The sequence below is a fragment of the Limnoraphis robusta CS-951 genome, assembly GCF_000972705.2.
Map to the genome: position 1 here is coordinate 15,796 of NZ_LATL02000286.1, position 26,123 is coordinate 41,918.

The 26,123-nt window shown below is 41.7% G+C and carries 15 protein-coding genes and 1 pseudogene; 13 read left to right on the plus strand and 3 right to left on the minus strand.

Annotation, left to right across the window (positions count from 1 at the left end):
• The first annotated feature begins 1 nt into the window (after position 1).
• Positions 2 to 2,125, plus strand: a complete 2,124-nt coding sequence (glgX, locus tag WN50_RS24190; RefSeq protein ID WP_046281010.1) for a glycogen debranching protein GlgX — start codon at positions 2 to 4, stop codon at positions 2,123 to 2,125.
• Positions 2,126 to 2,307: 182 nt separating this feature from the next.
• On the opposite strand, the gene WN50_RS37005 is transcribed toward glgX, so the two are convergent.
• Positions 2,308 to 3,762, minus strand: a complete 1,455-nt coding sequence (locus WN50_RS37005; protein ID WP_046281011.1) for a hypothetical protein — start codon at positions 3,760 to 3,762, stop codon at positions 2,308 to 2,310.
• A gap of 815 nt (positions 3,763 to 4,577) precedes the next feature.
• Here WN50_RS37005 and WN50_RS31145 point away from each other — a divergent pair.
• The 8 genes from WN50_RS31145 (at position 4,578) to WN50_RS24230 (ending at position 16,696) form a co-directional block, all read left to right on the plus strand.
• Positions 4,578 to 9,038: a GAF domain-containing protein gene (locus tag WN50_RS31145; RefSeq protein ID WP_053221593.1), complete on the plus strand. Its 4,461-nt coding sequence runs from the start codon at positions 4,578 to 4,580 to the stop codon at positions 9,036 to 9,038.
• Entirely contained in the window at positions 9,035 to 9,988 is a 954-nt protein-coding gene (locus WN50_RS24205) for a diguanylate cyclase (protein WP_046281012.1), read from the plus strand. Before WN50_RS31145 ends, WN50_RS24205 begins: the two co-directional genes overlap by 4 nt.
• Positions 9,989 to 10,146: 158 nt before the next feature.
• Positions 10,147 to 14,244, plus strand: a complete 4,098-nt coding sequence (locus WN50_RS24210) for a two-partner secretion domain-containing protein (RefSeq protein WP_049561032.1) — start codon at positions 10,147 to 10,149, stop codon at positions 14,242 to 14,244.
• A gap of 20 nt (positions 14,245 to 14,264) precedes the next feature.
• Entirely contained in the window at positions 14,265 to 14,504 is a 240-nt protein-coding gene (locus tag WN50_RS34335; RefSeq protein WP_152964884.1) for a hypothetical protein, read from the plus strand.
• Positions 14,505 to 15,043: 539 nt separating this feature from the next.
• Positions 15,044 to 15,622, plus strand: coding sequence for a COP23 domain-containing protein (locus tag WN50_RS24215; protein ID WP_049560588.1), 579 nt, complete (start codon positions 15,044 to 15,046; stop codon positions 15,620 to 15,622).
• Between the two features lie 159 nt (positions 15,623 to 15,781).
• Entirely contained in the window at positions 15,782 to 16,114 is a 333-nt protein-coding gene (locus WN50_RS24220) for a hypothetical protein (RefSeq protein ID WP_046280282.1), read from the plus strand.
• A 12-nt stretch (positions 16,115 to 16,126) separates the two neighbouring features.
• Entirely contained in the window at positions 16,127 to 16,351 is a 225-nt protein-coding gene (locus WN50_RS24225) for a hypothetical protein (RefSeq protein WP_046280281.1), read from the plus strand.
• 84 nt (positions 16,352 to 16,435) lie between these two features.
• Positions 16,436 to 16,696 (plus strand): hypothetical protein, encoded by a 261-nt coding sequence (locus tag WN50_RS24230; RefSeq protein WP_046280280.1) that lies wholly within the window; start codon positions 16,436 to 16,438, stop codon positions 16,694 to 16,696.
• 33 nt (positions 16,697 to 16,729) lie between these two features.
• Here WN50_RS24230 and WN50_RS24235 read toward each other — a convergent pair whose 3' ends face one another.
• Positions 16,730 to 17,611 carry a S1 family peptidase gene (locus WN50_RS24235; RefSeq protein WP_200906329.1) on the minus strand — a complete coding sequence of 294 codons (882 nt, stop codon included), beginning with the start codon at positions 17,609 to 17,611 and terminating at the stop codon, positions 16,730 to 16,732.
• A 504-nt stretch (positions 17,612 to 18,115) separates the two neighbouring features.
• Between WN50_RS24235 and WN50_RS24240 the strand changes: the two genes are divergently transcribed.
• The 3 genes from WN50_RS24240 (at position 18,116) to WN50_RS24250 (ending at position 25,033) form a co-directional block, all read left to right on the plus strand.
• Complete coding sequence (locus tag WN50_RS24240; RefSeq protein WP_049560585.1) at positions 18,116 to 19,819, plus strand: GAF domain-containing sensor histidine kinase; 1,704 nt, start codon at positions 18,116 to 18,118, stop codon at positions 19,817 to 19,819.
• A 452-nt stretch (positions 19,820 to 20,271) separates the two neighbouring features.
• Positions 20,272 to 23,607 carry a PAS domain S-box protein gene (locus WN50_RS33540; RefSeq protein ID WP_082172544.1) on the plus strand — a complete coding sequence of 1,112 codons (3,336 nt, stop codon included), beginning with the start codon at positions 20,272 to 20,274 and terminating at the stop codon, positions 23,605 to 23,607.
• Between the two features lie 13 nt (positions 23,608 to 23,620).
• Entirely contained in the window at positions 23,621 to 25,033 is a 1,413-nt protein-coding gene (locus tag WN50_RS24250) for a diguanylate cyclase domain-containing protein (RefSeq protein WP_046280279.1), read from the plus strand.
• Here WN50_RS24250 and WN50_RS24255 read toward each other — a convergent pair.
• Positions 25,021 to 25,494 carry a CoA-binding protein gene (locus WN50_RS24255; protein ID WP_235441116.1) on the minus strand — a complete coding sequence of 158 codons (474 nt, stop codon included), beginning with the start codon at positions 25,492 to 25,494 and terminating at the stop codon, positions 25,021 to 25,023. The genes WN50_RS24250 and WN50_RS24255 overlap by 13 nt on opposite strands.
• A 177-nt stretch (positions 25,495 to 25,671) precedes the next feature.
• On the opposite strand from WN50_RS24255, the pseudogene WN50_RS24260 reads away from it, so the two are divergent.
• Positions 25,672 to 26,100 (plus strand): annotated as a pseudogene (locus WN50_RS24260) (lysophospholipid acyltransferase family protein); the annotation flags it as partial.
• Positions 26,101 to 26,123: the final 23 nt, after the last annotated feature.

Consider the following 26,123-nt stretch of genomic DNA (forward strand, 5'->3'; position numbering starts at 1 on the left):
TATGTATTTACCTGTCTGGCCCGGTAAACCTTATCCTTTAGGCGCACTCTGGGATGGTAAAGGAACAAACTTTGCGTTGTATAGTGAAAATGCAGTCGCCGTTGAGCTATGTTTGTTCGACAGTGAAGACCAGGAAACCCGTATTTTCCTCACCGAAGTCCATAACTTTATCTGGCATGGATACATCCCTGGTATTAGCCCCGGTCAACGCTATGGTTTCCGCGTACACGGCCCCTATTGCCCCGATCAAGGTCATCGTTTTAACCCCAATAAGTTACTCATTGACCCCTATGCCAAAGCCTTAGACAGTGAAATTCAGTGCGGAGAAGGCTTGTTTGGCTACTCTTGGGAGAGTGAAGAGCAAGACTTGTCGTTTTCTGAACTCGATGACGCTCATCTCGTCCCCAAAGCCGTCGTCATTGATGAAACCTTTGATTGGGAAGACGATAAACTACTCCGCATTCCCGAACACAAAACTATTATCTATGAGATGCACGTTAAGGGCTTTACCCAACTGCATCCCGACATTCCCTCAGAACTCCGAGGAACTTATGCAGGACTCGGACATCCGGCGGTTATTGCCTATCTCCAGTCTTTAGGCGTTACCGCAGTTGAGTTAATGCCTGTACATCATTTTCTCTCTCAACCGGGACATTTAATCAAAAACGGCCTCAAAAATTATTGGGGTTATGATTCAATTTGTTATCTGGCGCCCCATCAGCCTTACAGTGCAGATCAAACGCCAGGACAACAGGTGCAAGAATTTAAAAAAATGGTGAAAGCCCTGCACAATGGCGGTATCGAGGTGATTTTGGATGTAGTTTATAACCACACCGGAGAAGGCAACCATTTAGGGCCGACATTATCATTGCGAGGAATTGATAATGCAGTTTATTATCGTTTAGTTGAAGACAATCCTCGCTACTACATGGATTTTACCGGATGCGGTAATTCTCTCAACGTTTCTCATCCGCAAGTCCTGAAGCTGATTATGGATAGCTTACGCTATTGGGTGCTGGAAATGCACGTTGATGGTTTCCGGTTTGACTTGGCTTCAGCGTTGGCGCGAGAATTGTATGAAGTCAATAGTTTGGGGGCATTTTTTAATATTATTCACCAAGATCCGGTGTTGTCGGATGTGAAACTGATTGCTGAACCTTGGGATGTTGGGGAAGGCGGTTATCAAGTGGGGAATTTTCCCATTTTATGGTCAGAATGGAACGGGAAATATCGGGATACTGTGCGGGATTTTTGGCGAGGTGAAGATAGCTTGCTAGCTGAATTTGCTTATCGGTTTACCGGAAGTTCAGACTTGTATGAAAATAACGGCCGTCAACCCCACGCCAGTATTAACTTTATCACAGCTCACGATGGTTTTACGTTAAATGATCTCGTTAGCTACAACGAAAAATATAACGAAGCCAATTGTGAGGATAACTGTGATGGTGAAAGCCATAACCGTTCTTGGAATTGTGGGGAAGAAGGCGAAACGGATGATCCAGAGATTTTGGAGTTACGCAACCGCCAACGTCGGAATTTCTTAGTTACATTGATGTTGTCTCAAGGGGTGCCAATGTTAGTCAGTGGCGATGAATTGGGACGCACTCAAAAAGGGAATAATAATGCCTATTGTCAGGATAATGAATTGTCTTGGCTTGATTGGAATTTGCCAGAAAGTAATGCAGATTTACTGGATTTTACCCGTCAATTGATTGATTTTCGGCGTCGTCATCCGGTGTTTCGGCGCCGTCGTTGGTTCCAAGGACAGCCCATTCATGGATCAGTGGTGAGTGATCTGGGTTGGTATAATCCAGATGGCGGTGAAATGACAGAAGAACAGTGGTGTATGGGTTTTGCGAGAGCGATCGCTGTTTTTCTCAATGGTGAAGAAATTCCCGAGGTGGGATTTAAAGGTGAGCGGGTGATGGATGATAGTTTTCTGCTCTTTTTTAACGCTCACTATGAGATGATTGAGTTTGATTTACCCGAAGGTTTACGCGATCGCCAATGGCGGGTGGTGATTGATACGAAAGAGCCGTCTTTTATCACCGATTGGGTGACTTATTCCGAAGATAAAGCTGTACCTGTAACCGAGCGTTCAGTGGTTATCTTGCAACGGTGTTAAAAGCTGAATTCATATTGAGATTAAAAAAGGTCGGGAACGGTGGCTGATTCCCGACTTTATTTTTTGTTGAAATCCCATGTACAATTCTCGAATGCTGACTACAGTCAGATGGATAGGATGCGTATTTAATGCACTTCACTACCGGGCTACATCAATCGGTTGAATGCAGCCGGAGTTCAGGACTAGACATATTGAAAGCTGTCGTCAGTTAATGTCAAACCGGAAGAATTCGAGATAATTCCAATGATCTCTTGAGTCCCCTCGCCAAGATAGAAGATGCGCGTACTTCCCGCTTCTTGTCTCAGCCTATAATCAACCGAACTGCCATGAAGTTGAATCTTATCTTCTAGAGGATTGAACCCGGAAATTTGAGCATAATCATTCCAACTATTAGTGGCGGTGTTACCATCGATGTAGTAGGGTTTTGTTGCATCCCCAAGAATGAACTTATCCGGGCCGTTCTCTCCGGTTAGCACATCCCTTTCACCCTTACCCGGTAAAGAATCACTGGGATTAACATCAATCACTTGCCGATATTGAATGTTACCATCGGGAGCAGGAGTGGGTGTCGGAGTGGGTTCAGGAGTGGGTGTCGGAGTGGGAACGGGAGCGGGCGCAGGTTCGGTTCCCGAAGCGTAGGTAAAGATGTCGCTGTTTAATGACAGTCCAGAAGCTGGTTGATTAAGAATAACTCCAATCAACTCGTCTTTGTAGAAGATATGGGCATGAGTGTTGTTCTTCAGGACATAATCATCCGGACTACCATGAAGTTGAATTTTATCTTCTGCAAGATTGAACTGAGAAATTGTGCCTTGATCACTGCCCTCCTTATAATAGGCTGTTCTCGCATCCCCAAGAATAAACAGATCTCGGTTGTTCGTTCCACTCAAGTTGTCCTTTTCACCCGCTCCTGGTGAATCAGCGTTGGGGTTAACATCAATCACTTTGTTATACTCAACGTTACCACCATTGTCGGGAGCCGGAGTGGGAACCGGAGTGGGAACCGGAGTGGGAACCGGAGTGGGTGTGGGTGTTGGTTGCGGTGTTGGTGAGGGGTTTGCTAGGGTTCCAGAATCTAGTGTAATTACCCGCAGAGGGTCAACGGCCGATTGACTGGTAAATGTAACTTCTAAGATGTTATTATTGGTTCCTGTGATTTTGACCGTATCTTGAGGAAGTCCACTGTTTGGCCCTTCTAGAGTATTTCCACTTGCTAAGACCCTAGCCCGATAACCAACCAGTTGGTCATTACCATTGAGAGGTTGTAAGGTGCTGGCATTACCAAACAACTCATCATCAGCCATGAAGCCAATAATAGGCTTATCAAAAGTGAAGGTGGCTGTAAAGGTTTTCCGTGTGGACGTGTTGGCATTATTCATATAGATGAAATGGCTGTCAACAACAGTTCCTTTTGGAATCGTTCCTAAGTTGTTGAGATCATCCCAATCCTGGGGATCACTGATTTTGATATTTTGTGAGAGGGTGACATTTTGAGCTTCGTTAAAGAACAGCAAGCTATTGCCTTTCTCAGCCCACCAGCTTGAATATTTATAGGCAGAGTTGCCTGTAGCATCATTTAACCAAAAATCACTAATATCTATTTCTTTTGCTTGTCCGGTAAAACCAAGAATTGCCATTTAAATCTCCTGAGACTGGGGTAGAACTAATCCGTAAAAACACGGTGATGATTGCTTCTGTTTAAAGCTAACATCTACTTCCCCTAAAAGAACAGGGACTTCTGTAAAGATAAAGTAAATAATATGTAAATATTCTGTAAATTCAATTAAATTAAACTTGATTAATATCATACAATTTTTTCACGGGTGATCCGGAAATTTTGTTAAATAAGAGCGGAAAAGATGGGTCTTGATCAAGGATTAATTAGCTTCTGTCCCCCAGATCAGCCCTAGTCACTCATGCAAGAGGGAGGAAGCCAAAAGACTGGGAATCAGGGTTGGCATCAGTACCTCTTGTCAGGATGCTATATATGAAAGATTTCTAGGCGTTTATCTTTGAGTGCTTGACTTGAATGAATCGTTTCTATTAGAACTTTTTATGATCATTATAACTGACCTAATCTTCCATCACAACTCCCCATTCCAGCTCAAATTTTGATTTGATGTTTAAAATGGGTTGTCTCCGTTTTCATTAAACGTTTTTCAATCAAACAAATAGCCTATTGCATGGGTTGCAGATGGGGAGGACGCTTTAGCAACGGCTGATCTAAACAGGAGTAAATAGCAAAAAGAATCTCCATCCTGATTAATGAATATAGAGCAATGGGCAGGGATTAAATAAAATTAATTAAATTTTAACAAAATTTGGACTTGATTTAACTTAACATTAAGTGAAGTTTAATACCCGTTAACCTATGATAGAAGAGGTAATTGTTTTTGATTGCCATACTGGATAAGTACAATAATCGTTGACAAAAAACTAAGTGACTGTTCTGATGTCATCTCTCAATCCGGGTCAGCCTATTTTAGCATCAGCTTGTATTGATCAAAATTTCATTACTGTTTCTCCAGAAACTCCCCTAACACAAGCCATAGAGCTGATCAGCTCTAGTAGCCAGCCTGACTCGGGTGTTGATGCTACAACTCCTTTGCGAGTGAGTTGTGTTCTCGTGTTAGAAACCGAGAAATTAGTCGGGTTAATGACTGAGCGAGATGTTGTGCGTTTGATTGCGGAGGGGAGATCTTTAGAACAGATGAACGTGGCTGACGTGATGACTCGACAGTTAATTGTCTGTGAGATTTCAGAAGTCCAAGATGTCTTACATCTGGCGAAACTCATGGCTGAACATCGGATTCGCCATCTCCCGGTTGTCAACGCCCAATATTACCCAGTCGGTATCATCACCCCAAGCAGTATTCAAGCCCCCGTCGAACCTGCGGGTTTGTTGAAATGTCGTCAAGTCTATGAAGTGATGAGTCAACAGGTGATTTATGCAGCACCCGATGTGACTGTATTAGAACTGACTCAACAAATGGCATCTCAGCAAGTCAGTTGTATTGTGATCGCCAAACAACAGGAAAGCGGTAAAATTTCCCCGCTAGGCGTTGTGACTGAAAGCGATATTGTTAACTTTCAAGCGTTAAAACTTGACTTGTGTAAGCTACGAGCCGATCAGGTGATCAGTAAGTCGCTATTTTGTACTCATCCCGAAGAATCGCTGTGGTTAGCATACCAACAAATGCAGCAGCGTCAAGTGGGAAGGTTAGTTGTCGTGAATTCTCAAAATGAACTGCTGGGTATATTAACACAAACCAGTATTTTGCAGATGATTGATTCAACTCAACTGCATGAAATTATTTCTATATTGCAGCAGCAAGTTAAAACGCTACAAATCGAAAAAATGGAGATGCTGCAAAGTATTAATCAAAATCTCGAAGAGCAAGTGAATAATCAAGCCACTCAATTAGCAACTCAAGCCAGACGAGAGCAACTTTTATCTGAGGTGGCGTTGCGAATTCGCTCCTCACTCAATTTAGAGACAATTCTCAATACAACCGTTCAAGAAGTGCGTCAATTACTGAATACTGATCGGGTGATTATCTATCAGTTTGACTCGGAATGGAATGGAAAAGTTGTGGTAGAATCAGTCAGTCAATCGGGCTTTTCTGTCCTAGATCGGGTTGTCAAGGATAGATGTTTTCTAGAGGCTTGGCTGGAACCTTACCACAAGCGGAAAAGCAAAGTTTTTCACGATATCTATACCGATAGTTTAAGTGATTGTCACGTGAAGTTTCTAGAACAGTTTCAAGTCCGATCAAATTTAATCGTTCCGATCCACGTTAATGATCAACTTTGGGGACTTTTGATCGCTCATCATTGCACTCAGCCTCGATATTGGCAACCCCAAGAAGTCTTTTTTCTAGAGTCACTCTCTGTACAAGTCGCGATCGCCATTCAGCAAGCGGCTTTATTAGCAAAAGTCCAACAGATGAATAGCGAACTCGAAGCCCGAGTTACTCAACGAACGAAGGAACTCGATCAAGCTAATGCTCGGTTACAACAAGAGTGGGTTGAGCGTCTACAGATGCAAACCGCTTTGTCTGAAAGTCAAGCTCAATTAGCCCGAATTTTAGATATTGCAGAGGATGCGATTATTTCAGTGGATCAATCACAACGGATTATATTATTTAATCAAGGTGCTGTTAAAATCTTTGGCTACAGTCCACAAGAAGCTATTGGTCAACCCCTCGATCTTCTTTTACCTGAATCCCTGAAAATACAGCATCGTCAACATATTCAAAACTTTTGCAAATCTGACACAACTGCTCGCAAAATGGGCGATCGCAGTCCGGAAATTTTGGCTCGTCGTCGGGATGGAACCGAGTTTCCCGCCGAAGCATCAATTTCTAAACTAAATACTCAAAATGGCATCGTCTTAACGGTTATTTTGCGAGATGTTTCTGAACGTCAACAAGCACAGCAGAAACTCAAAGATTCTCAAGAAAAACTGCAATCAATTCTCGAAAATATCCCGAGTTTTATTAGCGTGGTAGATCGCCAAGGACGGATTTTGTTTGTTAATCATTTGACAGCAGGTGGTTCATTTTCAGAAGTGATCGGGAGTGAGATTTATGAGCATTTACCCTTGGAGAATCAAGAAATCTATTCTCAAGGGATTGAACAGGTATTTCAATTGAATGTTGGAGTGAGATTCGAGACTCACACACAAAAAACTCCAAAGGGTGTAACTCAATATGAAGAAGTCAGAATTGCTCCCTTCTCTGAAAATCAACAGATTGAAGGGGCTGTGATTATTACGACGGATATTAGCGATCGCAAGCAAACTGAAGAAGCTCTAGAACGTCAATATCAACAAGCTCTTTTGCTGCGTCAAATTACCGATGAAATTCGTCAAAGCCTCAATACTCAACACATTTTTGAAACAACAGCTTTGCAAATCGGACAAGCTTTTCAAGTGAGCCGTTGTTTAATTCATAGTTATAATGCCCAGCCCTCACCCGAAATTCCTTTAGTGGCTGAATATCTCAAAGATTCTTATCCCTCTATGAGAGGCGTTGAAATTCCAGTTCAAGGTAATCCTCATATGGAATTTGTTTTGAAAAATAATCAAGCCAGTGTTGTTTATGATGTCGATGATGAACCTTTATTTGAGCCAGTGATTCATCTCTATCATCAACTACAAATTAAATCGATGTTATCGATCCGTACTTCCTATCAGGGAAAACCCAATGGTATGATTGGGGTTCATCAATGCGATCGCTATCGAGTCTGGACTGTTGATGAAATTAAGCTCTTAGAAGATATTGCGGCTCAGGTGGGAATTGCTCTGGCGCAAGCTCACTGGTTGGAGAAAGAAGTCGATCGCAGTGAAGAGTTGAGCCGCAAAAATATTGATCTAGAACGAGCTAAACGAGAAGCAGAAAAAGCCAACGCCGCGAAAAGTGAATTTTTGGCAAATATGAGCCATGAAATTCGCACACCGATGAATGCCATTCTGGGTTTTGCAGACTTGCTTCAGTCGAGTGTGAGTGAGCCGCAGATCAAAGCCTATGTGGATACGATTGTTGCCAGTGGTCGTACTCTGTTGGCTCTGATTAATGATATTTTAGATCTATCTAAGATCGAAGCGGGGAAATTAGAACTTCACTATGAACCGACGAATTTACGGAGTATTGTTACAGAAATTCAGCAAATTTTTCAACAAAAGGTGTTAGAAAAAAGATTGTTCCTGTATGCAGAAATTGATCCAGCTTTACCCCTAGCAATTGAATTGGATGAGGTTCGGATTCGCCAAATTTTGTTTAATGTTGTTGGGAATGCGATTAAATTTACCCAGAAGGGATCTATTAAAATAGAGGTGGGTTGTGAGTCATTCCAAGAACAGAAAATCAACCTAAAAATTCGAGTCGAAGATACCGGAATTGGGATTGCACCGGAATCTCAGAAAAAAATCTTTCAAGCCTTTACCCAAAGTGATGGTCAAAGTACCCGCAAATACGGAGGAACGGGTTTAGGATTAGCGATTACAGAGCGTTTAGTTCACTTACTCAATGGTACGATAGAACTCTATAGCCAACCAGGAGAGGGTAGCGCCTTCTGCTTCTACTTTCCGGATTTAGAGATCACATCAATGTCTTCAGAAACTGCATCAATAGTTCCAGTTGATGATAATTTAAACCAGTTTAAGCCTGCGACAATTTTAGTGGTTGATGATGTCGCTTCTAATCGAGATTTAATTGCGGGATATTTTTCACAAACACAGCATAAATTATTTTTTGCCAATGATGGTCAAGAAGCAATTCAGCTTGCGGAAATCTATCAACCTCATCTGATTTTAATGGATTTGCGGATGCCTCGGATGGATGGTTTAGAAGCCACTCATTATCTCAAGAAATGTGATCAAACTCGTCAGATTCCCATCGTGATTTTAACGGCATCTTCACAACGCTTAGACGAGGAAGAATTAAAGCGTTTGTGTGAAGGATTTATCCGAAAACCGATTAGTCGAAGTCAATTGGTAGCGGTATTGAAGCCGCTTCTAGAGCCATTATCTCCCGAACTTATTCAAGCTGAAACTGATCAACCATTACACCCCAGTTTATCGTTGTCTGAAGCAGCAATCGATCACTCTCCTGTATCAGAAGTCTTTCCTGAAAAATCGATTCGTATACCGGAATTGTTGACTAAGCTGAATCAGGAAGCCGAAACCTCTTGGCAAGAACTTCACTGTACCATGAAAACGCGGGATCTTGAACAGTTCACTGCCCGTTTACAAGCTTGGGCGGAGGAACATCAATCTCAGATATTAGCAGAATATGTGAACACATTAACTCAGCAGCTTAATGAATTTGATTGGGATAAATTACCTCAAACCGTAGAAGATTTTACAACAGTTATTGCATCTATTAAAAAACAGGAGTTGGAAACCCTATGACAGATGAATTGTTAACCCATCTAGAAGACTTTCTAATTCTTGTTGTTGATGATATTCCAGCTAATCTCAAGGTGATGAAAGAGATTTTAGAACCCGTTGGCTATAGTGTGACTTTTGCTCGGAGTGGAGATCAGGTTCTCGAACGAGTAAAACTGGCAAAACCCGATCTAATTTTACTCGATTTAATGATGCCTGAAATCGATGGGTTGCAAGTTTGTGAAGCGTTAAAAGCAGAACCCAAAACTCAATATATTCCGGTGATTTTTCTCACCGCTAGCCAAGAAGAAGAACATCTTATTCAAGCTTTTGAATTTGGAGCGGTTGATTATGTAACTAAGCCTTTTAGAAAACCTGAACTTTTAGCTCGAGTCAGAACTCATCTATTACTAAAGTATACGGTTGATAAACTGCGAGAGACTCAAATCGAACTTCAAGAAGCTCTAGAAGCGGTTGAAAAATTAGCTCGACTTGATCCACTAACAGGTATTTTAAACCGTCGCGCTCTCATGGAAATTGCGGAGCAAGAAATGAATCGAGCCAAGCGCTACGGTACGCCTTTTTCTATTCTATTGCTCGATGTCGATCATTTCAAACAAGTTAATGATACCTATGGTCATCCCGTCGGAGATCAGGCGCTTTGTGCTGTTGTTGAAAGTATCCTCAATGGTATTCGTCAAGTCGATTTTGTGGGTCGCTATGGCGGTGAAGAATTTGCCGTTATTTTACCCCAAATTTCGACAGACTCGGCTTGGAAAGCCGCCGAACGGATTCGTTTACAAATTGAAAAAATGACGATTTTCACAGAACAAGGAGAATTAAAATTAACAGTGAGTATTGGGGTAACAACCTATGAGCGAGAGGATAAAATAGTTGACCAGCTTTTCAAGCGAGCCGACCAAGGATTATATCAAGCAAAAGCTGAGGGAAGAAATCAATCTTGTCAGGTTTAACTGATACTGTTTCTCCTTAATCATGCAACTAATCCCCAGTTATTAAGGGGGCTAGGGGGATAAATTAGATGCAACTTCACCCAGAATAGGGATTAGTTAACTTATAATAGGTGAATTGCTGTTAGCCCGTTAGCCAAAATCGTTGAATTCATCAACCTATGTCCCCACGTTTACTGACCTTTCCAGCTTTAGCAACGCTGACAACTCTGTTCAGTGCAACTCCTTTAACAGCCCTAGCACAAATAGTCCCCGATAACACATTAGGTTCAGAAAACTCTGTGGTTACTCCTAATGTTAACATTCGCGGAATAAATAGCGATCGCATAGACGGGGGAGCGGTTCGCGGGTCTAACTTATTTCATAGTTTTCAGGAATTTAATATTAGAGAGGGACGGGGAGCCTACTTTTCCAATCCCGATAATATTATCAATATACTAACTCGCGTTACTGGGGGGAATATTTCAGAAATCCTCGGAACATTAGGGGTTTTAGGGAATGCCAATTTATTTTTAATTAATCCTGCGGGGATTGTATTTGGACCCAATGCCAGATTAGATGTAGGCGGTTCATTTTTTGCCACAACTGCCGATGGAGTATTATTTGAAAATGGCTTTGAATTTGCCGCAAGTAACCCGGAAGCGCCGCCATTATTAACGATAAATATGCCGTTGGGTTTGAATATTCGAGAAAATCCAGGCGCTATTGTTAATCAAACGTTACCACAACTCGTTCGGTTGGATGAAAGTCCGTTAAGAAATGATGCAGGATTTCTGATTCCTCAAGGCTTAAACGTTCCCAGAAATCAAACTTTAGCATTAGTTGGGGGAGATGTATTATTTGATAATGGTGTTGCAATTTCTCCAGGGAGTCGAATTCAATTAGGGGGATTATCTGAACCGGGAATTATTGAATTAACAAATGTAGGGGCGAATGGCAATACGCCCATTCTTCAATTTCCCGATAATATTCAACGAGGGAATGTAGCGTTAACCAATCAATCTCAAATAAACGTTCGTGCGGATGGAGGCGGAGACGTTAATATTAATGCGAGAAATGTTGAGATATCAGGCGGTAGTGTTATTCGGGTGGGAATTGATCAAGGTTTAGGTTCTATTGAAGCACAAGGCGGAGATGTTCATATTAACGCTCAGGAAAATATTCTGCTAACAGGGGCAGGAAGTTCGATTATAAATGCTATCGATACCAATGGAATTGGTCAAACAGGAGATATTAACATCACAGCTAATTCACTCTCAATGAATAATGGAGCGTTTATCAATACACTTATTTTTGGACAAGGAAACGCGGGGAATATCAATATAAAAGCCGCATCCGTTGAAGCTTGGGGTACTTCTCCTAATGGTGAGTTTCGGAGTGGTTTTTTTGCTAATGTCAGTGAGACAGGTATTGGTAATGCAGGAAATATTTACATAGAAACCGGACAATTACGATTAACAGAGCGAGGGCTAATTCAATCTAGTACCTTTGGACAAGGGAATGCAGGTTCTATATCGATTTTTGCAACCGATTCTGTGGAGTTAGCAAACAGTTCTATTTTGGGTAGAATCGCAGAAAATGCTGTTGGAGATACAGGAAATATTGAAATTTCAACCTCATCGCTTAATGCAATAAATGGACAGATTAGTTTAAGTGCATCAGGTAACGGAAACGCAGGAAATATTCAGATTGCAGCACAGCAGATTGATCTTTCAGATTCTATTGTAACGGGTCAAACTTCTGGAACGGGTAACATCGGAAATATTACGATTAATACGGGAAATTTAGTCATTCGTGATGGTGCTGATATTCGGCTTGATGCCAACCAAGGAGCAACAGGTTCAACGGGAAACATAACTGTTAATGCTTCGGAGTCTATAGAAATAATAGGCGTTTCACCGAGTGGCGTTACGAGTCGAATTGCTACTCGAACCTCTGGTCTCGGCAATGCGGGAAGCGTTATTATCAATACTCCCAGATTAGCCGTTCGGAATGGAGGTGCTATCTTTGCGAATACCTCCGACATCGGACAAGCAGGAGATGTGATTATTAATGCTTCAGAATCCGTTGAAGTCAGTGGAGGAAGTCCCGTTCAAATCGATTCAGAATCCGTTGAATTTGGTAAAGAACCTCCTGTTTCTCCCGAAGATATCACTGCATTTTTTAGCGACATATCAACCGCGAGTGATAATGTAGAAGGAAGCGCAGGAGGTATTTTTATCACAACAAATAAACTTACAATTCAAGAGGGAGGAGAGATTGGAACTTCTGCTACAGGAAGGGGGAGTTCGGGTGTTGTACAAGTCAAAGCAAATGAAGTGGAGATAGCAGGAGAGTTGACTATTGATGGAGGCTCCTCAAGAAGTAGCTTAGATGTTTTTACAAACGGTGCAGGAAGCGCAGGAACTCTTAATTTAGAAACCGGACGATTAACCATTCGAGATGGAGGTCGTATATCAGTAAGCAGTGTAAACGGCAGTAGCGCTGGCTCTATCAATATTCAAGCTTCTGTTGTTGAATTAATTGGTGATCAAAGGTTTTCCAGTGAAAATGGAGAGATAATATTTCCCAGTGCAATTGCTGTGTCAACAAATAGGATACCAGACGAAACATCTACTAATACAGTATTTAGCGGTAGTAGCGTGGGAAGTATCACACTCGAAGCAGACCAATTAAGAATTCTCAACGGAGCAGACATATCAACTTTTTCAGGGGATGTAGGCAGTTCGGGTTCAATTGATATTCGCGCCAATACTATCGAAATTAGCGGTAGGGGAACTCGAACAATTACCTTATCAACCGGAGAAGTCGGAATAGGTAGCCAAATTTCTGCTCAAGCGGGTAACGGAGGAAACACTGGAGATATTTCAATTACGACACAAAGACTAATCGGAATTGATGGAGCATTAATTCGCACAGATAGTTCGGGAACGGGTTCTTCAGGTTCAATTAGTATACAAGCTCAAGAGGTGTTATTTGATGATCAGGTGTTTATTTCTAGTGGAACGGCAGGTGCGGGTAATGGAGGAGATATTACTATTGAAACGGAACAACTAAGAGTGCAAAACGGCTCTGTAATTTTTTCTGGAATTCGTCTGCCAAATGAATCGGAAATTACTACTGTTGAAATTCCCCCGAATCGCAGAGGAGGAACAATCTTCATTAAAGCCTCAGAATCAGTTTTTCTTGACGGGGAAAGAACATCAATTAACGCTACTGTTGGACAAGAAGGAGCTATAGGTAATGGTGGAAATATCATTATTGAAACTGGACGTTTAACCTTGAGCAATCAAGCTTTTTTGTCTACATCAACTTCAGGAATTGGAGATGCGGGTTCGGTCAATGTACAGGCTGAAAATATTCAATTAGCAGATAGGTCTTTTATCCTTGCAAACGTTTCTGAAACCGGGGTGGGTAATGGAGGAACGGTAACAATTGATGCTGAACAATTAACGATTAGAAATCAATCTAGTATTATAGTAAACGGTGACGGTGTAGGTAATCCCGGAAATATAGACGTGAGTGCTTCCCAAGTTCGTTTGGAACAAGCAGCTCTATTCGCAGATTCAGTAACAGGTGAAGGTGGAAATATTACTATCAATTCACCCGATATTAGCGTGCGGCGTCAAAGCGCAATTTCTGCCGCAGGAAGTCAAAGCGGTCAAACGTTTGATGGAAATATTGATATTAATTCAAACTTTTTAGTGTTGTTAGAAAACAGTCAAATTGTTACCAGCGCTTTTGAACCGACGGGAGGCAGCAATATTAATATTCGTCCTTTAGGTAATTCAGAACTGGCTATTTTACAATCTCAAAATAGTATTATTAATGCTGCTGGAGAACTTTCTATTGATGATACTCTGAATTTTGACCCGCCAGAATCAACTCAAGTCCAAGTCGTTGATCCGGCTGCATTAATCGCTCAAGACCCCTGCAAACAAAGAGGAGACAGTCAATTTATTATCACAGGACGAGGCGGTATTGCATTCAACCCCATTCAAGATTTATTTGCAGTTCCAGAGTTAGAATTGTCTCTGATTGAACCTGTGACTCCTTCAGTTAATCGTTCCTCCCAACGTCGTCAACAACAATCAAAAAAACGAGATAATCATCCAATTGATTCTAGAACTATTGTTCCGGCGAGGGGATGGATAAGAGATGAGAAAGGAGACGTTATATTAGTGGGTTATGACCCAACAAAAACGGGAGTTCAGCGTCAACCTCAGCCCACTCCCCATCAGTGTAATCCTGAACAGTAACGCTATCAACTGCTAGAGCGATGATTGGCTCGTTTTCTTTCCTGAAGTTTTTATACCATGAGCTTACCCGTTACTGCCTCTGTCTAACGGATGATCCTCTGCCGAAAGTGGTGATTTTGGGGCGACTGTCCCTGTCTGGCGATCGCACACCCTCATCACCCTCTGCCCAAGGCTATCAAACTTTTTTCTATTTTGTAACTTTAGTAACAGAAATTCCTGTAATTGTTTTATTCCTTTTCAGGAACTTCTATAATAAATAGAGAAAGGTTTGTGATGAATTAATTTATTTTTCCTCTAATTAAATAAATAAAAATAATGATAAAATATTCTATCTTCTTTTTTTCAATTGACTGAAAATTCTCTCCTGAAAATCTATAAAAAGTCGAATTTTTGCTGGAAGATGATTTCTTGAGCGAGGCTGTATAGCAGTGATCATCGTTACTCTGCACAGAGAAAATTTTTGAGGAGCAATCAGACTGAGAACTTCAATATTTTCTCTGAGTAAATCTAAAAAAAATATAATTGTTTTTTGATCAAAAGAATAAAGGATGGAGTACAATTACTTACATGAAACGGAAGACGAAAGTCAAAGTAACCCGGAGATTGTAAGAAGAAATACAACACCCAAAAATCTCACTTACTTTTCGATCACTTTTGCCTAACTTTCAAGTAACACCCAGACCAATAAAACGTCTGGAACACATTACTTTGTTCTTACTGACAGGGTTATAGGATTGGTTTAATGTTAAGAACATACCGAACAAAACAACCTCTCTTTAAGCACCTGGAGGTCAAACTTATGAAAAGCGCCATCAAAGCATTCATCACCACCGCTATCGTAACTGCTGGTTTAGTCGTTGGTATTTCCCAAGCCAAAGCTCAACCGGATACATTTACTAAAGAACGGGTTGTCTTTCAAACAGTTGAAATTGACCCAGAAAAGAATCAATATGGTACGGTTCCCATGATTGTACGGGAAACCTACGACACTCGTTATCCTGGTCTTCTCGGTGGAAATTCTTTACTGAAACGGGAAGTCGTCCAGGTTGCATCTGAACCTTTAGTCATTTGGCAAGTGACTCTTTCTTCTAGCGATCCTCAAGGATCATACACTCCGGAACGTCGCGCCCAAGCCATTAGCACTCGTTTAACGAACTTGGCTGAATCTTTAGGCGTAACGACTTTAGAAGAAATGTATCAAGCCGGAGTCGTCAACTATGAAACAGTAATCTTTGCTTCAGCAGAACCGGGTGACGCTAATTTTGAAAATGTAGTGTTCACCTTATCTCCTGGAAATCGGGAACAAGGCGATGTGTTCGTTGAACACTTGCAAGACTACGGAGATGCAACTGCGAGTGGTGAGCCGCTTTACAACTAATTGAGCTTACCAGATGGAACCCTCGGGAGTTGTTACAAAAGCAACAAAATAGATTGGTTTTAACAACTCCCGTATTCTCCAACGCTAAACAACGCTCAACGAACTTGATCGCCTTGATTGAAGAATCGTCAACATATCAGAACTTCACGAGGGCTTACTATGAAAGCAATCCAATTCACCACCGCACTGCTTCTAACGGCTAGCTTTGCCTATCCCTCCTTCGCTCAAGAAGAAATCTCCGCAGTGACAACAACTTCTTATTCTAGAGTGCAAGAAGTTCACGAGACTAACAATCAAGTTCTTGATCAAGATCTCAACAATAATGTGTTGAGTGTCAGTTTAGATCAATTGGAAGTTCAGTCTCAGCCTGGACTCTCGCGCAACAATCTCAATCAAGTGAGTGAAAACATTAACTCACAGATGGACAAGAACCAGCAGAGATGGGAAGTAGAAGTTGACTGGGAGAATAACAAACTCAAACGTTACTTCTAATCTCTAGTCTCTATGAACTCGGTCAAGAAAGCATCAATTCAGGGAAGCATCGAAAGCTCAAATCTGACAATCACAGAAGCCTGTATTATGGCGATCGCCATCATTACAACTCTCAGCCTTCAGGTTCATGTCAAATCTCAAAAGACCCAACTGACATTGAGACTTGAGCAAAATCTTCCCTCCCTGACAGAGTGCAAGTCTTCTGAGATGAAAGTTTCCAACCCAGTTGGACAATAACGCTTTCCTCAACCCGAAAAAATTCATCTCCCCAGTGCAGTTCACTATTCAATTATCTCAACCCCATCTACAGAGGAACTGATCATGTTTGGCAAATCAATCAAACTCAACAATCAAAACCTGAATAACCCCGTGAAAATTTCTGCGGCTGTTGCTTTAGTCACGATTGGTTTGTTAGGCGTGATCAGCGAAACGCCTAGAACACCTTCCGCTCGATACCATAGCGAAGATCATACAGAAGAAATCAATCGCATCAGACAGGGAGGAGTCACCATCTATCGCTACGAAGTGACAGACCCCACTACAGGTTCAGCGATCTCCGTCTCCAAAATTCAAAACCAGTAATCTGGAGATCAGACAGTCTGAGGCAAGCAGCGACTAAGACATTCCGCGTAACGGCATATTAGAAATGGGAATCGCCCAACTGAGAGCTTTCATTTGTTGAACTTGTTCAGGAGAAGGAGCGGAACCATCAGTATAGCGATAAACCTTATCGGCTGAGAGGGCAAACTTAGAACGACCGTTAATCGCAATCAGTTCACCCCGTTGGTTAAACACAGGGCCACCACTCATTCCACTACGGATGTCGTTGGTATAACCCAGTTGATAGCCTTCAACTAAGGTTCGGTTCGGTACCATTCCCACTTGACCTTCAGTGAGTTGAAACGGCCGATTTCCCCAGTCCCGAGTGTCTTGCATCTGTCCTGGCGTTGTATTCAACCAATTGGGAAATCCCGCCGCCATCACCTTTTCTCCGACAGCAACCCGATTGCTATCTCCCATCGTTGCCACTTGATAGGAGCGACTGCTATTAAACTGCAACACCGCTAAATCGAGATGGTTGGATGAGGAAATCAGGCGTCCCCCGTGCATTTGTCCATCTGCGGTCAAAATCATAAAATTACCGGAGTGATTTCCGACCACATGAGCATTTGTAATCAGGGTGTATCCTTGTCCTGAACGGTTAATAATCACACCCGACCCAACACTACGATTGGCAAAAATTCTCACCGTTACCTGACGTGCCATTTCTGAGACTGAAGCTGGCGGGAGGTTTTCGGAAGCTGAAGGGGAAGACATGGTATAAGCAGCAGAATGAGATGGAGTGCGACTGTCAGCCGCCGGGAGGTTAACCCCAAGAAAGAACAATGAGGCACCGATCACCTGAGTTCCCAATACCACCGTTTTTAAAAATGAACGAGACAATTGGGGAACGGCAGCAAAACAGTTTTTATTGGATTGATTTTGATTAAAAAGCATAGTATCTGGTGTTTTTGTTGTAAATTGTGTTTTTTTCAAAAAAATTCCGATTGCCTCGAGTGATCGCCGTCGATCTGCTTCTGTCAATCCCATCTAAAATCAGGATGCCCAAAATTAAAAAAATAAAATTCACACCACAGTCTTAGTCAGCTAGCGTAGCAGTTGAATGACCAAACGGCAAGATCAAATTAGGGATCACAGTCATTCGTTGTTAACTGCTGATGACTCGGCCGACTTTCGACAACATCAAATTCACTCAAGCCCTGGGTTGCAAGGAATTATACGGATTCAAAATCTGATCGTCGGAAAATAGCAGATGTTCATCATATAGCGATAACGACCCCAAATGTATCCTTCTCAAAGATAGTTAGGGAAACGCTCCATCAACTTGACCCATCAGAAGACATCGCTAAAATAAAGACAACTTTCGGCACTATAGTGCTGTCACGGAAAACAGATCAGTTTGCGACTGTGGTTGATTTTTCAGAGGGATTGAGAGAACACATGAGGCGACTGAATAGCGATCACAATAATTTTGAATCATCCGGTGCAACCTTCAGACTGTCTTGTCCGCTCCCCGATAGACAGACCCGTGAACCTTTCCGACTGCGTGGAACTTCCGCCCCGAAAAGTTCTACCCGCTTGGATCTAAATTGGGTACTCGCCACCTCGGGCGCCCTCTCCCAAGAACTCGAACTTAACAATCTCCTGATTCAATTAATCGAGGTGATTCTAGAAACCCCTGTCGCTAGTCAAGCATGGCTGATTCTCGAAAAATCCGGTCAATGGGTAATCGAAGCCTCTGGAAGTCTCGAGTCTGAGACGGTAGACATCTTACAATCTCTGCCCTTAGAAACCGTTGAAAGTCCGTTGATGAGGCTGATTGTTAATCGCGTCCTTCACACTCAAACTTCTCTACTGTTGAACGATGTTGAGAATGAAGTGGATCTCATTCCTAATAGTCCCGTTAAACCTCTGTCTCTCCTTTGTCTTCCCCTGCGACTTCACGGTGAACTGATTGCTATTTTATACTTAGAAAATTATTTCACATCCTACGCTTTTACTCCCGAATATCGAGAACTGTTTAATCGCCTCTCTCCAGGGATGGCGAGCGCCTTAAAAAATGCTTGTCGATACAGCAATCTCAATCAAAAAGTAGCCGAAAAAACTCAAGCCCTTTCGGAAACCTTGAGGGAGTTAAAAAAGACTCAAAAAAAACTGGTACAATCCGAAAAAATGGTCGCTCTCGGACAACTAATTGCGGGAATTGCTCACGAAGTTAATACGCCTTTGGCAGCAATTTATGCTTCGGTTCAGAACCTTTCTCATGCCTTTGATCGCACCTTAAAACAACTGCCTTCTTTACTGGGAAAACGGTCTGGAACTCAACAAGAAGATTTGATGGCATTATTAGCCGCCAGTCGCCCGAGTCATATTCCTCTGTCTTTCCGAGAAGAACGTCAGTTCAAACGCAGCCTGGAAGAACAGTTAACCCGCCAAGGAATTGAACAAGCAGAAACAATCGCCACCATGTTAGTCGAAATGGGGATAAAAGAAGCAACGCCTGGGATTTTACGCCTCTTACAAAATCAGAATCATAGCGAAATTTTAGACACGGCTTATCATTTGACGCTGCAACAGAGAAATAGTGAAAATATTAAGCTGGCTGTCGATAAAGCTTCAACGATTGTTTCCGCTCTCAAACGTTACGTTCATCCTGATCCTTGCGATCGCATGATTAGCGCTCAAATTGCTGAAGAAATTGATAGCGTTTTAATTCTTTACCAACATCAGTTAAAACAGGGGATTCAAGTGAGTACCAGCTATCAAGATCTACCTGAGATTGTATGTTATCCTGAACAACTCAATCAAGTCTGGGCTAATCTGATTCATAATGCGATTCAGGCAATGGGACGTCAGGGAAAATTAGACATCACCGCGACTGGCCATCAGGGTTTGATCCGAGTTCAAGTGACAGACTCCGGTTGTGGTATTCCTGCTGAGATCCAAGACAAAATCTTTGAACCCTTCTTTACGACTAAGGTCGCCGGAGTTGGGACAGGCTTGGGGTTAGATATTGCCCGTCAGATTATTCAGCAACATCATGGACAGATAGAGGTGGAAAGTCAACCAGGACGAACAACCTTTACAGTCTGGTTGCCCATTCATCAGGCCATTACATCTTCGAGTAAAATCAGTTCAATTTGAACAGATCGGGTTGAAATTTCAGCTTATCCTGATGATTAGGGTGGGAAAATAGTCAATCTTTAAACCCACTGGATCGACAGGGTTAATCGCATCGGACATCCGTTGACTCAATCATTCGAGAGGGTCTGTTTGGGTTATAGCGCTACGCGCTAGGCAAGAGGCAAGAGGCAAAAGGCAAAAGTTAGACTAAAAAAGGTTTTCAGCTTTTACTAATGTCCTAACCATGATGCGTAGTGCTATAGAATAAATTTCAGAGTCAGTAAAAATTCTTACGGCTTTAGTCTTTTCAGAGGGACTTAAACGTTAACCTAAAACTCAGTCTAATATAAACTTTAATTGATTATTCAAAAGAATTGACCTCTAAAACCAGAATCAAAGTTGGGAATCTCCTTGAAAATCATTAATTTTCAAGACGAAGAGGTTGGGAAACCAAAAATATAGAGGGAGAATCTATGGGCAAACCCGCTATTATTTGTGTAGATGACGAACGAGTTGTGCTGATTAGTCTACGGGATCAGCTCTTACCCTATTTGGGAGAAAAATATAATATTGAACTGGCAGAAAGTGGAGAAGAAGCCCTAGAAATTCTAGAAGAGTTACAAAGCGAACAGATGGAAATTCCCTTAATCATCTCTGATCTGATCATGCCCAAAATGACTGGAGATGAACTCCTCAAACAAGTTCACGAGCGCTCGAGCAAAACCCTAAAAATTCTCCTGACTGGACAAGCCAGCACCGTAGCTATTGGCAATGCAGTTAATAGCGCCAGTCTCTATCGTTATATTCCCAAACCTTGGAATGAAACCGATCTGTGTTTAACCGTAACCGCCGCTTTACGAAGTTATCAACGGGACAAACAACTCTCCGCCCAAAACACCGCTCTCCATAAAATTAATCAAGAATTAGAACAACTCAATGCCAGTCTCGAACAAAAAGTAGCCGAACGAACTTGGGAACTCGAAGAAAAAAATCGCCTACTAAAACGTGAAGAAGAACAACTGAGAAAAAGTGAAGAACGTTGGCAACTGGCCCTACGAGGAAGCAATGATGGCATCTGGGACTGGAATTTGAAAACCAGTGAAACCTTTTATTCGAGTCGTTGGAAAGAAATGTTAGGTTATGAAGATCACGAGATCGGAAATACCCTCGATGAATGGTCAGGGCGTGTGCATCCTGATGATTTTCCCCTAATTTTAGCAGCCATTGAAGAGCATACGAAGCGCAAAACGACTTACTTTACGTTTGAGTTTAGAATGCGCTGCAAAAATGGTGAATATAAATGGATTTTATCTCGTGGACAAGCCCTGTTTGATGAGAATGGAGAAGCGGTTCGGTTTGCAGGTTCTCACGCCGATATTAGCGATCGCAAACGCGCCGAAGAAGCCCTGGAATATCGCGCCCAAAAAGACAATTTACTCAGTCGCATTTCCGAACAGTTTCTCAACCAAGATACTGATGCAGGAATTCATCTAGCCTTGCAAGCCACAGGCGAATTTATGGACTGCGATCGCGTTTATGTTTTTCGTTACACCGATAATCATACCAAATTAACTCAAACTCACGAATGGTGCGGTCAGGATGTTCCGTCTTTCATTCAAGATTATCAAGGAGTTCCGATTGAAGTTTTTCCTTGGTTTGTGCAAACGATTCTTAAAGGTAAGCCTTTTCAAGTTTCCAGTATTGCTCATTTACCCGATGTGGCCGAGGCAGAAAAAGCCGAACTGAAACGCCTAACAACCCAATCTTTATTAATTGTTCCGATGCAATTAACTGGGCTAGAAGTTAATCAAGATGTCGGGTTTATTGGTCTTGATAATGTACGATCACCACGAGTTTGGAGTCAAGAAGAGATTAACTTAGTGCGACGAGTCGGGGCGTTAATTGCGATCGCTCAAGCTAAATATGAAGCTGAACTGGCTTTACGAGACTCAGAAGCCCGCTTTGCTGGCATTTTAGACAATGCAGACGAAGCGATTATTTCCATTGATGAAACTCAACATATCACTCTATTTAACCAAGGAGCAGAAAAGATTTTTGGCTATTCTCAAGCCGAAGTTCTCGGTCAACCCCTCGATATTTTACTGCCTATACGGTTTATTGAAGGTCATCATCAGCATATTAAAAATTTTACCCAAACCTCATTATCGGCTCGTAAAATGAGCGAACGAAATACCGTATTTGGCCGACGTCGAAATGGAGAAGAATTTCCCATTGAAGCTTCTATTTCTAAATTACAACTGGGGAAAAAACGGATTTATACCGCTTTTGTTCGTGATATTACCGAACGCAAACGCGCCGAAGAAGAACTGAAACGCGCTAAAGCGGCGGCGGATACTGCAAGTCGTGCTAAAAGTGAATTTCTAGCGAATATGAGCCATGAATTAAGAACACCATTAAATGGAATTTTGGGATATGCTCAAATTTTGCAACGGGATAAAACGATTACCCCCCAGCAACAAAAAGGATTAGGAGTGATTAAACAATGTGGTTCTCATCTGTTGACGTTAATTAATGATATCCTCGATTTGTCTAAAATTGAAGCGCAAAAACTAGAACTTCATCCGACGGATTTTGACTTTTTAACCTTTCTCTGTGGCGTCTCGGAAATTTGCCGAGTTCGGGCTGAACAAAAAAATATTTCCTTTAGCTATCAAACCAGTCAACATTTGCCGCAAAATCTTCATACCGATGAAAAACGATTGCGTCAAGTTTTGATTAATTTGATTAGTAATGCGATTAAATTTACCGATGCAGGCAGTGTTAAATTTAGCGTTAAACTGATTGAAAATGGGGCGGCAACGGTTTGTGAAATTGAACAACCGGATCAATGTTTTACGCCGCCTCAATGTGCAACTCACAAAATTAGATTTTTAGTGGAAGATACAGGAATTGGCATTCCTCCCGAACAAATTGATAAGATTTTTATTCCGTTTGAACAAGTTGGCGATCGCTTTCGCAAAGCTGAAGGAACGGGATTAGGATTAGCGATTACCCAGAAAATTGTGGCAATGATGGGAAGTACGTTAAATGTGGAAAGTGTTGTAAACAAAGGCAGTAAATTTTGGGTTGATTTAGATTTACATGAAGCTTCACAATGGGTAGATGCGAGTTTAATGATGCCTGCAATTATTAGAGGGTACAAAGGGAAAAAATATAAAATTTTAGTCGTTGATGATCGTTGGGATAATCGTTCGATTCTGATTAATATGTTAGAACCTTTAGGTTTTCAACTGCTAGAAGCGACTCACGGTGAGGAAGGGATCGAAAAAGCCCTTCTCCATCAACCGGATCTGATTATTACTGATTTAGTCATGCCCCATATGGATGGCTTTGAAATGACTCGACAACTTCGCCAAATACCTCACTTTAAAAAAACAAATATTATTGCGACTTCTGCCAGTGTTTTTATCTTGGATCGCCAAAGAAGTCAAGAGTCAGGTTGTGATGCGTTTTTACCGAAACCCTTGCAGCTTGAAGATTTGCTAGAAACCTTACAAGTCTTGCTGAAAATCTCTTGGATTTATGAAGAAACTGAAGTTCAAAATGGCGTGAGTTATGCAGCAAAATATCACAACAGTGCCGACATGGTAGTGCCGCCTATCTCGGAATTGATCACGGTTAAAGAAGCATTAGAAATTGGGGATTTTGAAACGATTGAACAAGAAGCAGAACGAATTAAGGGGTTAGATGAAAGTTATGCTAATTTTGCGCTAAAAATGTTAGAAATGGCGCAGGAGTTTGATGAAGAAGCTATTATCAATTTAATTCTATTAAACTCAACTCATTAAAAAGGCTAAAATTATGATAGAAAATAGACAGCAAGAACTTATATTAATTGTTGACGACAATCCGACGAATATCAAAGTATTATCGGATTTTTTGAAAGACTTTGGCTTCAAAGTTTTAATCGCTAAAGATGGCGAAAGTTGCCTCAGTAAACTGGAAAAAATCATACCAGATTTGATACTATTAGATGTAATGATGCCGGGAGTTGATGGGTTTGAAACCTGTCGTCGTCTCAAAGCCTTAGAGGCAACTAAAGACATTCCCGTGATTTTTATGACGGCTTTAACAGATCCCGTTGATAAACTCAAAGGGTTTACTTTGGGCGCCGTTGACTACATTACAAAACCCCTACAACATGAAGAAGCGATCGCCCGAGTGAATGTTCACCTCAAATTACGCAGTTTAACCAAACAACTCGAACGACAAAATCACTTGTTAGAAGAAAAAAATCAGCTTTTACAAGAAGAAATTCGCTATCGAAAACTAGCAGAATCCGCCTTTAGATTATCTGAAGAAAAGTTTTCTAAAGCCTTTCGCTGTAGTCCCCATCCTTTGACGATTAGCACCCTCGCAGAAGGACGCTATATTGAAGTCAATGAAAGCTTTTGTCGCTTAACCGGCTATAGTTTTGATGAATTGATTGGAAAAACCGCAGATGAATTAGATTTTTGGGTGAACTCAGATGATCGACAACGAGTCGTTCAACAATTACAATCAGAAGGAACCATTCGCAATCAAGAATTTAATTATCGGACTAAATTAGGAACCATTAGAACCGTATTATTATCAGCCGAAATCTTTGAATATGACGGACAAGATTATCTCCTCGCAATTCCCAATGATATCACCGATCGCAAACAAGCCAAAGCCGTCGTCCAACGCGCCACTCAAGAATTAAAACGAATTACAACCATTGATGATTTAACCCAAATTGCCAACCGTCGGCGCTTTGAAGAATATTTGGGTCAACAATGGGGAAAACTCGGACGTGAACAAGCGCCATTATCCTTTATTTTATGCGATGTTGACTACTTTAAACATTATAATGATACCTACGGTTATGAAGCCGGAAATGACTGTTTGCAACTGATCGCTCAAACTCTTTTGCAAATTACTCGTACACCTGCGGATCTGGTTGCTCGTTATGGCGGTGAAGAATTTGCAGTGGTTCTTCCCCATACCAATTCCTTAGAAGCTTCACAGGTTGCTGAAGCCATTTGTTCATCTATTCAACAACTCAAAATTCCTCACAATCAATCCAATGTCAGTCAATTCGTTACTTTAAGTTTAGGAGTTTCTAGTGTGGTTCCGAGTTCAGAATCTTGTCCGGCGGAAGCCTTAATGACTGTAGCCATTAGAGCCTTATCTCAAGCCAAACAACGCGGACGAGACACCTATTACTTACACTCAGAACCTCAATCGGCTTGAGAGCCATTAAAATGCTGTACATTCAGGCGTGCATACTCAATTTTAATACAGCGATCCATCACAACAGTTAAGCCAGCATCAATCGCCGTTTGGGCGGCTTTTGCATCAATAACACCCAACTGTCCCCAAACCGTTTTCGCCTGAATTGCGATCGCTTCTGAGACAATTTCAGATAAAAATTCTGCCCGACGAAACACATTAACAATATCAATCCTTTCAGGTATCTCTTCTAAACTCGCATAACAACATTCACCCTCAATTTCTTTGACAGTTGGATTAACTGCATAAACCCGATAACCAACCCTTCGTAAAAATTGGGCAATTTGATAACTGGTTCGTGAGGGTTTATCAGAATGACCCACAACCGCAATGACTTTAGCATTTGTCAAAATATGAGCGATGACTTCATCCTCTAGATTTAAGTTTGCCATGAGACGGTGTGAATATTCAGAACTCATCATTAATTGATCTCCATCTATTGGCACTTTTAGCAAAACTAGATTATCTTAGGCAGTGGTAATGTTTACAATTCTTAATCTACAGTGTCAGATTCCGCCGATTTTCGTCCCCCTGTTTCTCGTTCTCGCTACGATGGTTGGTCTTTAGACGAACGCAACCCCGACTATATTAACGCTTTAATGCCATTGTGGGAATGGTTTTATCGCTATTATTTTCGAGTTCAAACAGACGGTTGGCACCATGTCCCATCTGAGGGGAAATTTCTGGTTGTCGGTTCACACAATGGCGGTTTAGCCTCACCCGATATGCATATGTGTTTGTATGACTGGTTTCGGCGTTTTGGGACTGATCGCTTGCTGTATGGCTTGATGCACCCAAATATGTGGAAAGCGGCACCGTCTGTTGCCAGTCAAGCGATGCAATGTGGTGCAATTATAGCCCATCCGAAAATGGCGATCGCAGCTTTTAAACGTAACGCCCCAGTCGTTGTTTATCCAGGGGGTGCAGAAGACGTTTTTCGTCCTCATTCCTTACGGGATAAAATTTATTTTGCGGGACGTAAAGGCTTTCTCAAACTGGCTTTACGAGAAGAAGTTCCGATTATTCCCCAGGGAAGACCCAGATAAATGGG

Coding starts and splice junctions, on each gene's coding strand:
- glgX (WP_046281010.1), top strand. CDS start 2: ATGTATTTACCTGTCTGGCCCGGTAAACCTTATCCTTTAGGCGCACTC.
- WN50_RS37005 (WP_046281011.1), bottom strand. CDS start 3,762: ATGGCAATTCTTGGTTTTACCGGACAAGCAAAAGAAATAGATATTAGT.
- WN50_RS31145 (WP_053221593.1), top strand. CDS start 4,578: ATGTCATCTCTCAATCCGGGTCAGCCTATTTTAGCATCAGCTTGTATT.
- WN50_RS24205 (WP_046281012.1), top strand. CDS start 9,035: ATGACAGATGAATTGTTAACCCATCTAGAAGACTTTCTAATTCTTGTT.
- WN50_RS24210 (WP_049561032.1), top strand. CDS start 10,147: ATGTCCCCACGTTTACTGACCTTTCCAGCTTTAGCAACGCTGACAACT.
- WN50_RS34335 (WP_152964884.1), top strand. CDS start 14,265: ATGATTGGCTCGTTTTCTTTCCTGAAGTTTTTATACCATGAGCTTACC.
- WN50_RS24215 (WP_049560588.1), top strand. CDS start 15,044: ATGAAAAGCGCCATCAAAGCATTCATCACCACCGCTATCGTAACTGCT.
- WN50_RS24220 (WP_046280282.1), top strand. CDS start 15,782: ATGAAAGCAATCCAATTCACCACCGCACTGCTTCTAACGGCTAGCTTT.
- WN50_RS24225 (WP_046280281.1), top strand. CDS start 16,127: ATGAACTCGGTCAAGAAAGCATCAATTCAGGGAAGCATCGAAAGCTCA.
- WN50_RS24230 (WP_046280280.1), top strand. CDS start 16,436: ATGTTTGGCAAATCAATCAAACTCAACAATCAAAACCTGAATAACCCC.
- WN50_RS24235 (WP_200906329.1), bottom strand. CDS start 17,611: ATGCTTTTTAATCAAAATCAATCCAATAAAAACTGTTTTGCTGCCGTT.
- WN50_RS24240 (WP_049560585.1), top strand. CDS start 18,116: ATGAGGCGACTGAATAGCGATCACAATAATTTTGAATCATCCGGTGCA.
- WN50_RS33540 (WP_082172544.1), top strand. CDS start 20,272: ATGGGCAAACCCGCTATTATTTGTGTAGATGACGAACGAGTTGTGCTG.
- WN50_RS24250 (WP_046280279.1), top strand. CDS start 23,621: ATGATAGAAAATAGACAGCAAGAACTTATATTAATTGTTGACGACAAT.
- WN50_RS24255 (WP_235441116.1), bottom strand. CDS start 25,494: ATGATGAGTTCTGAATATTCACACCGTCTCATGGCAAACTTAAATCTA.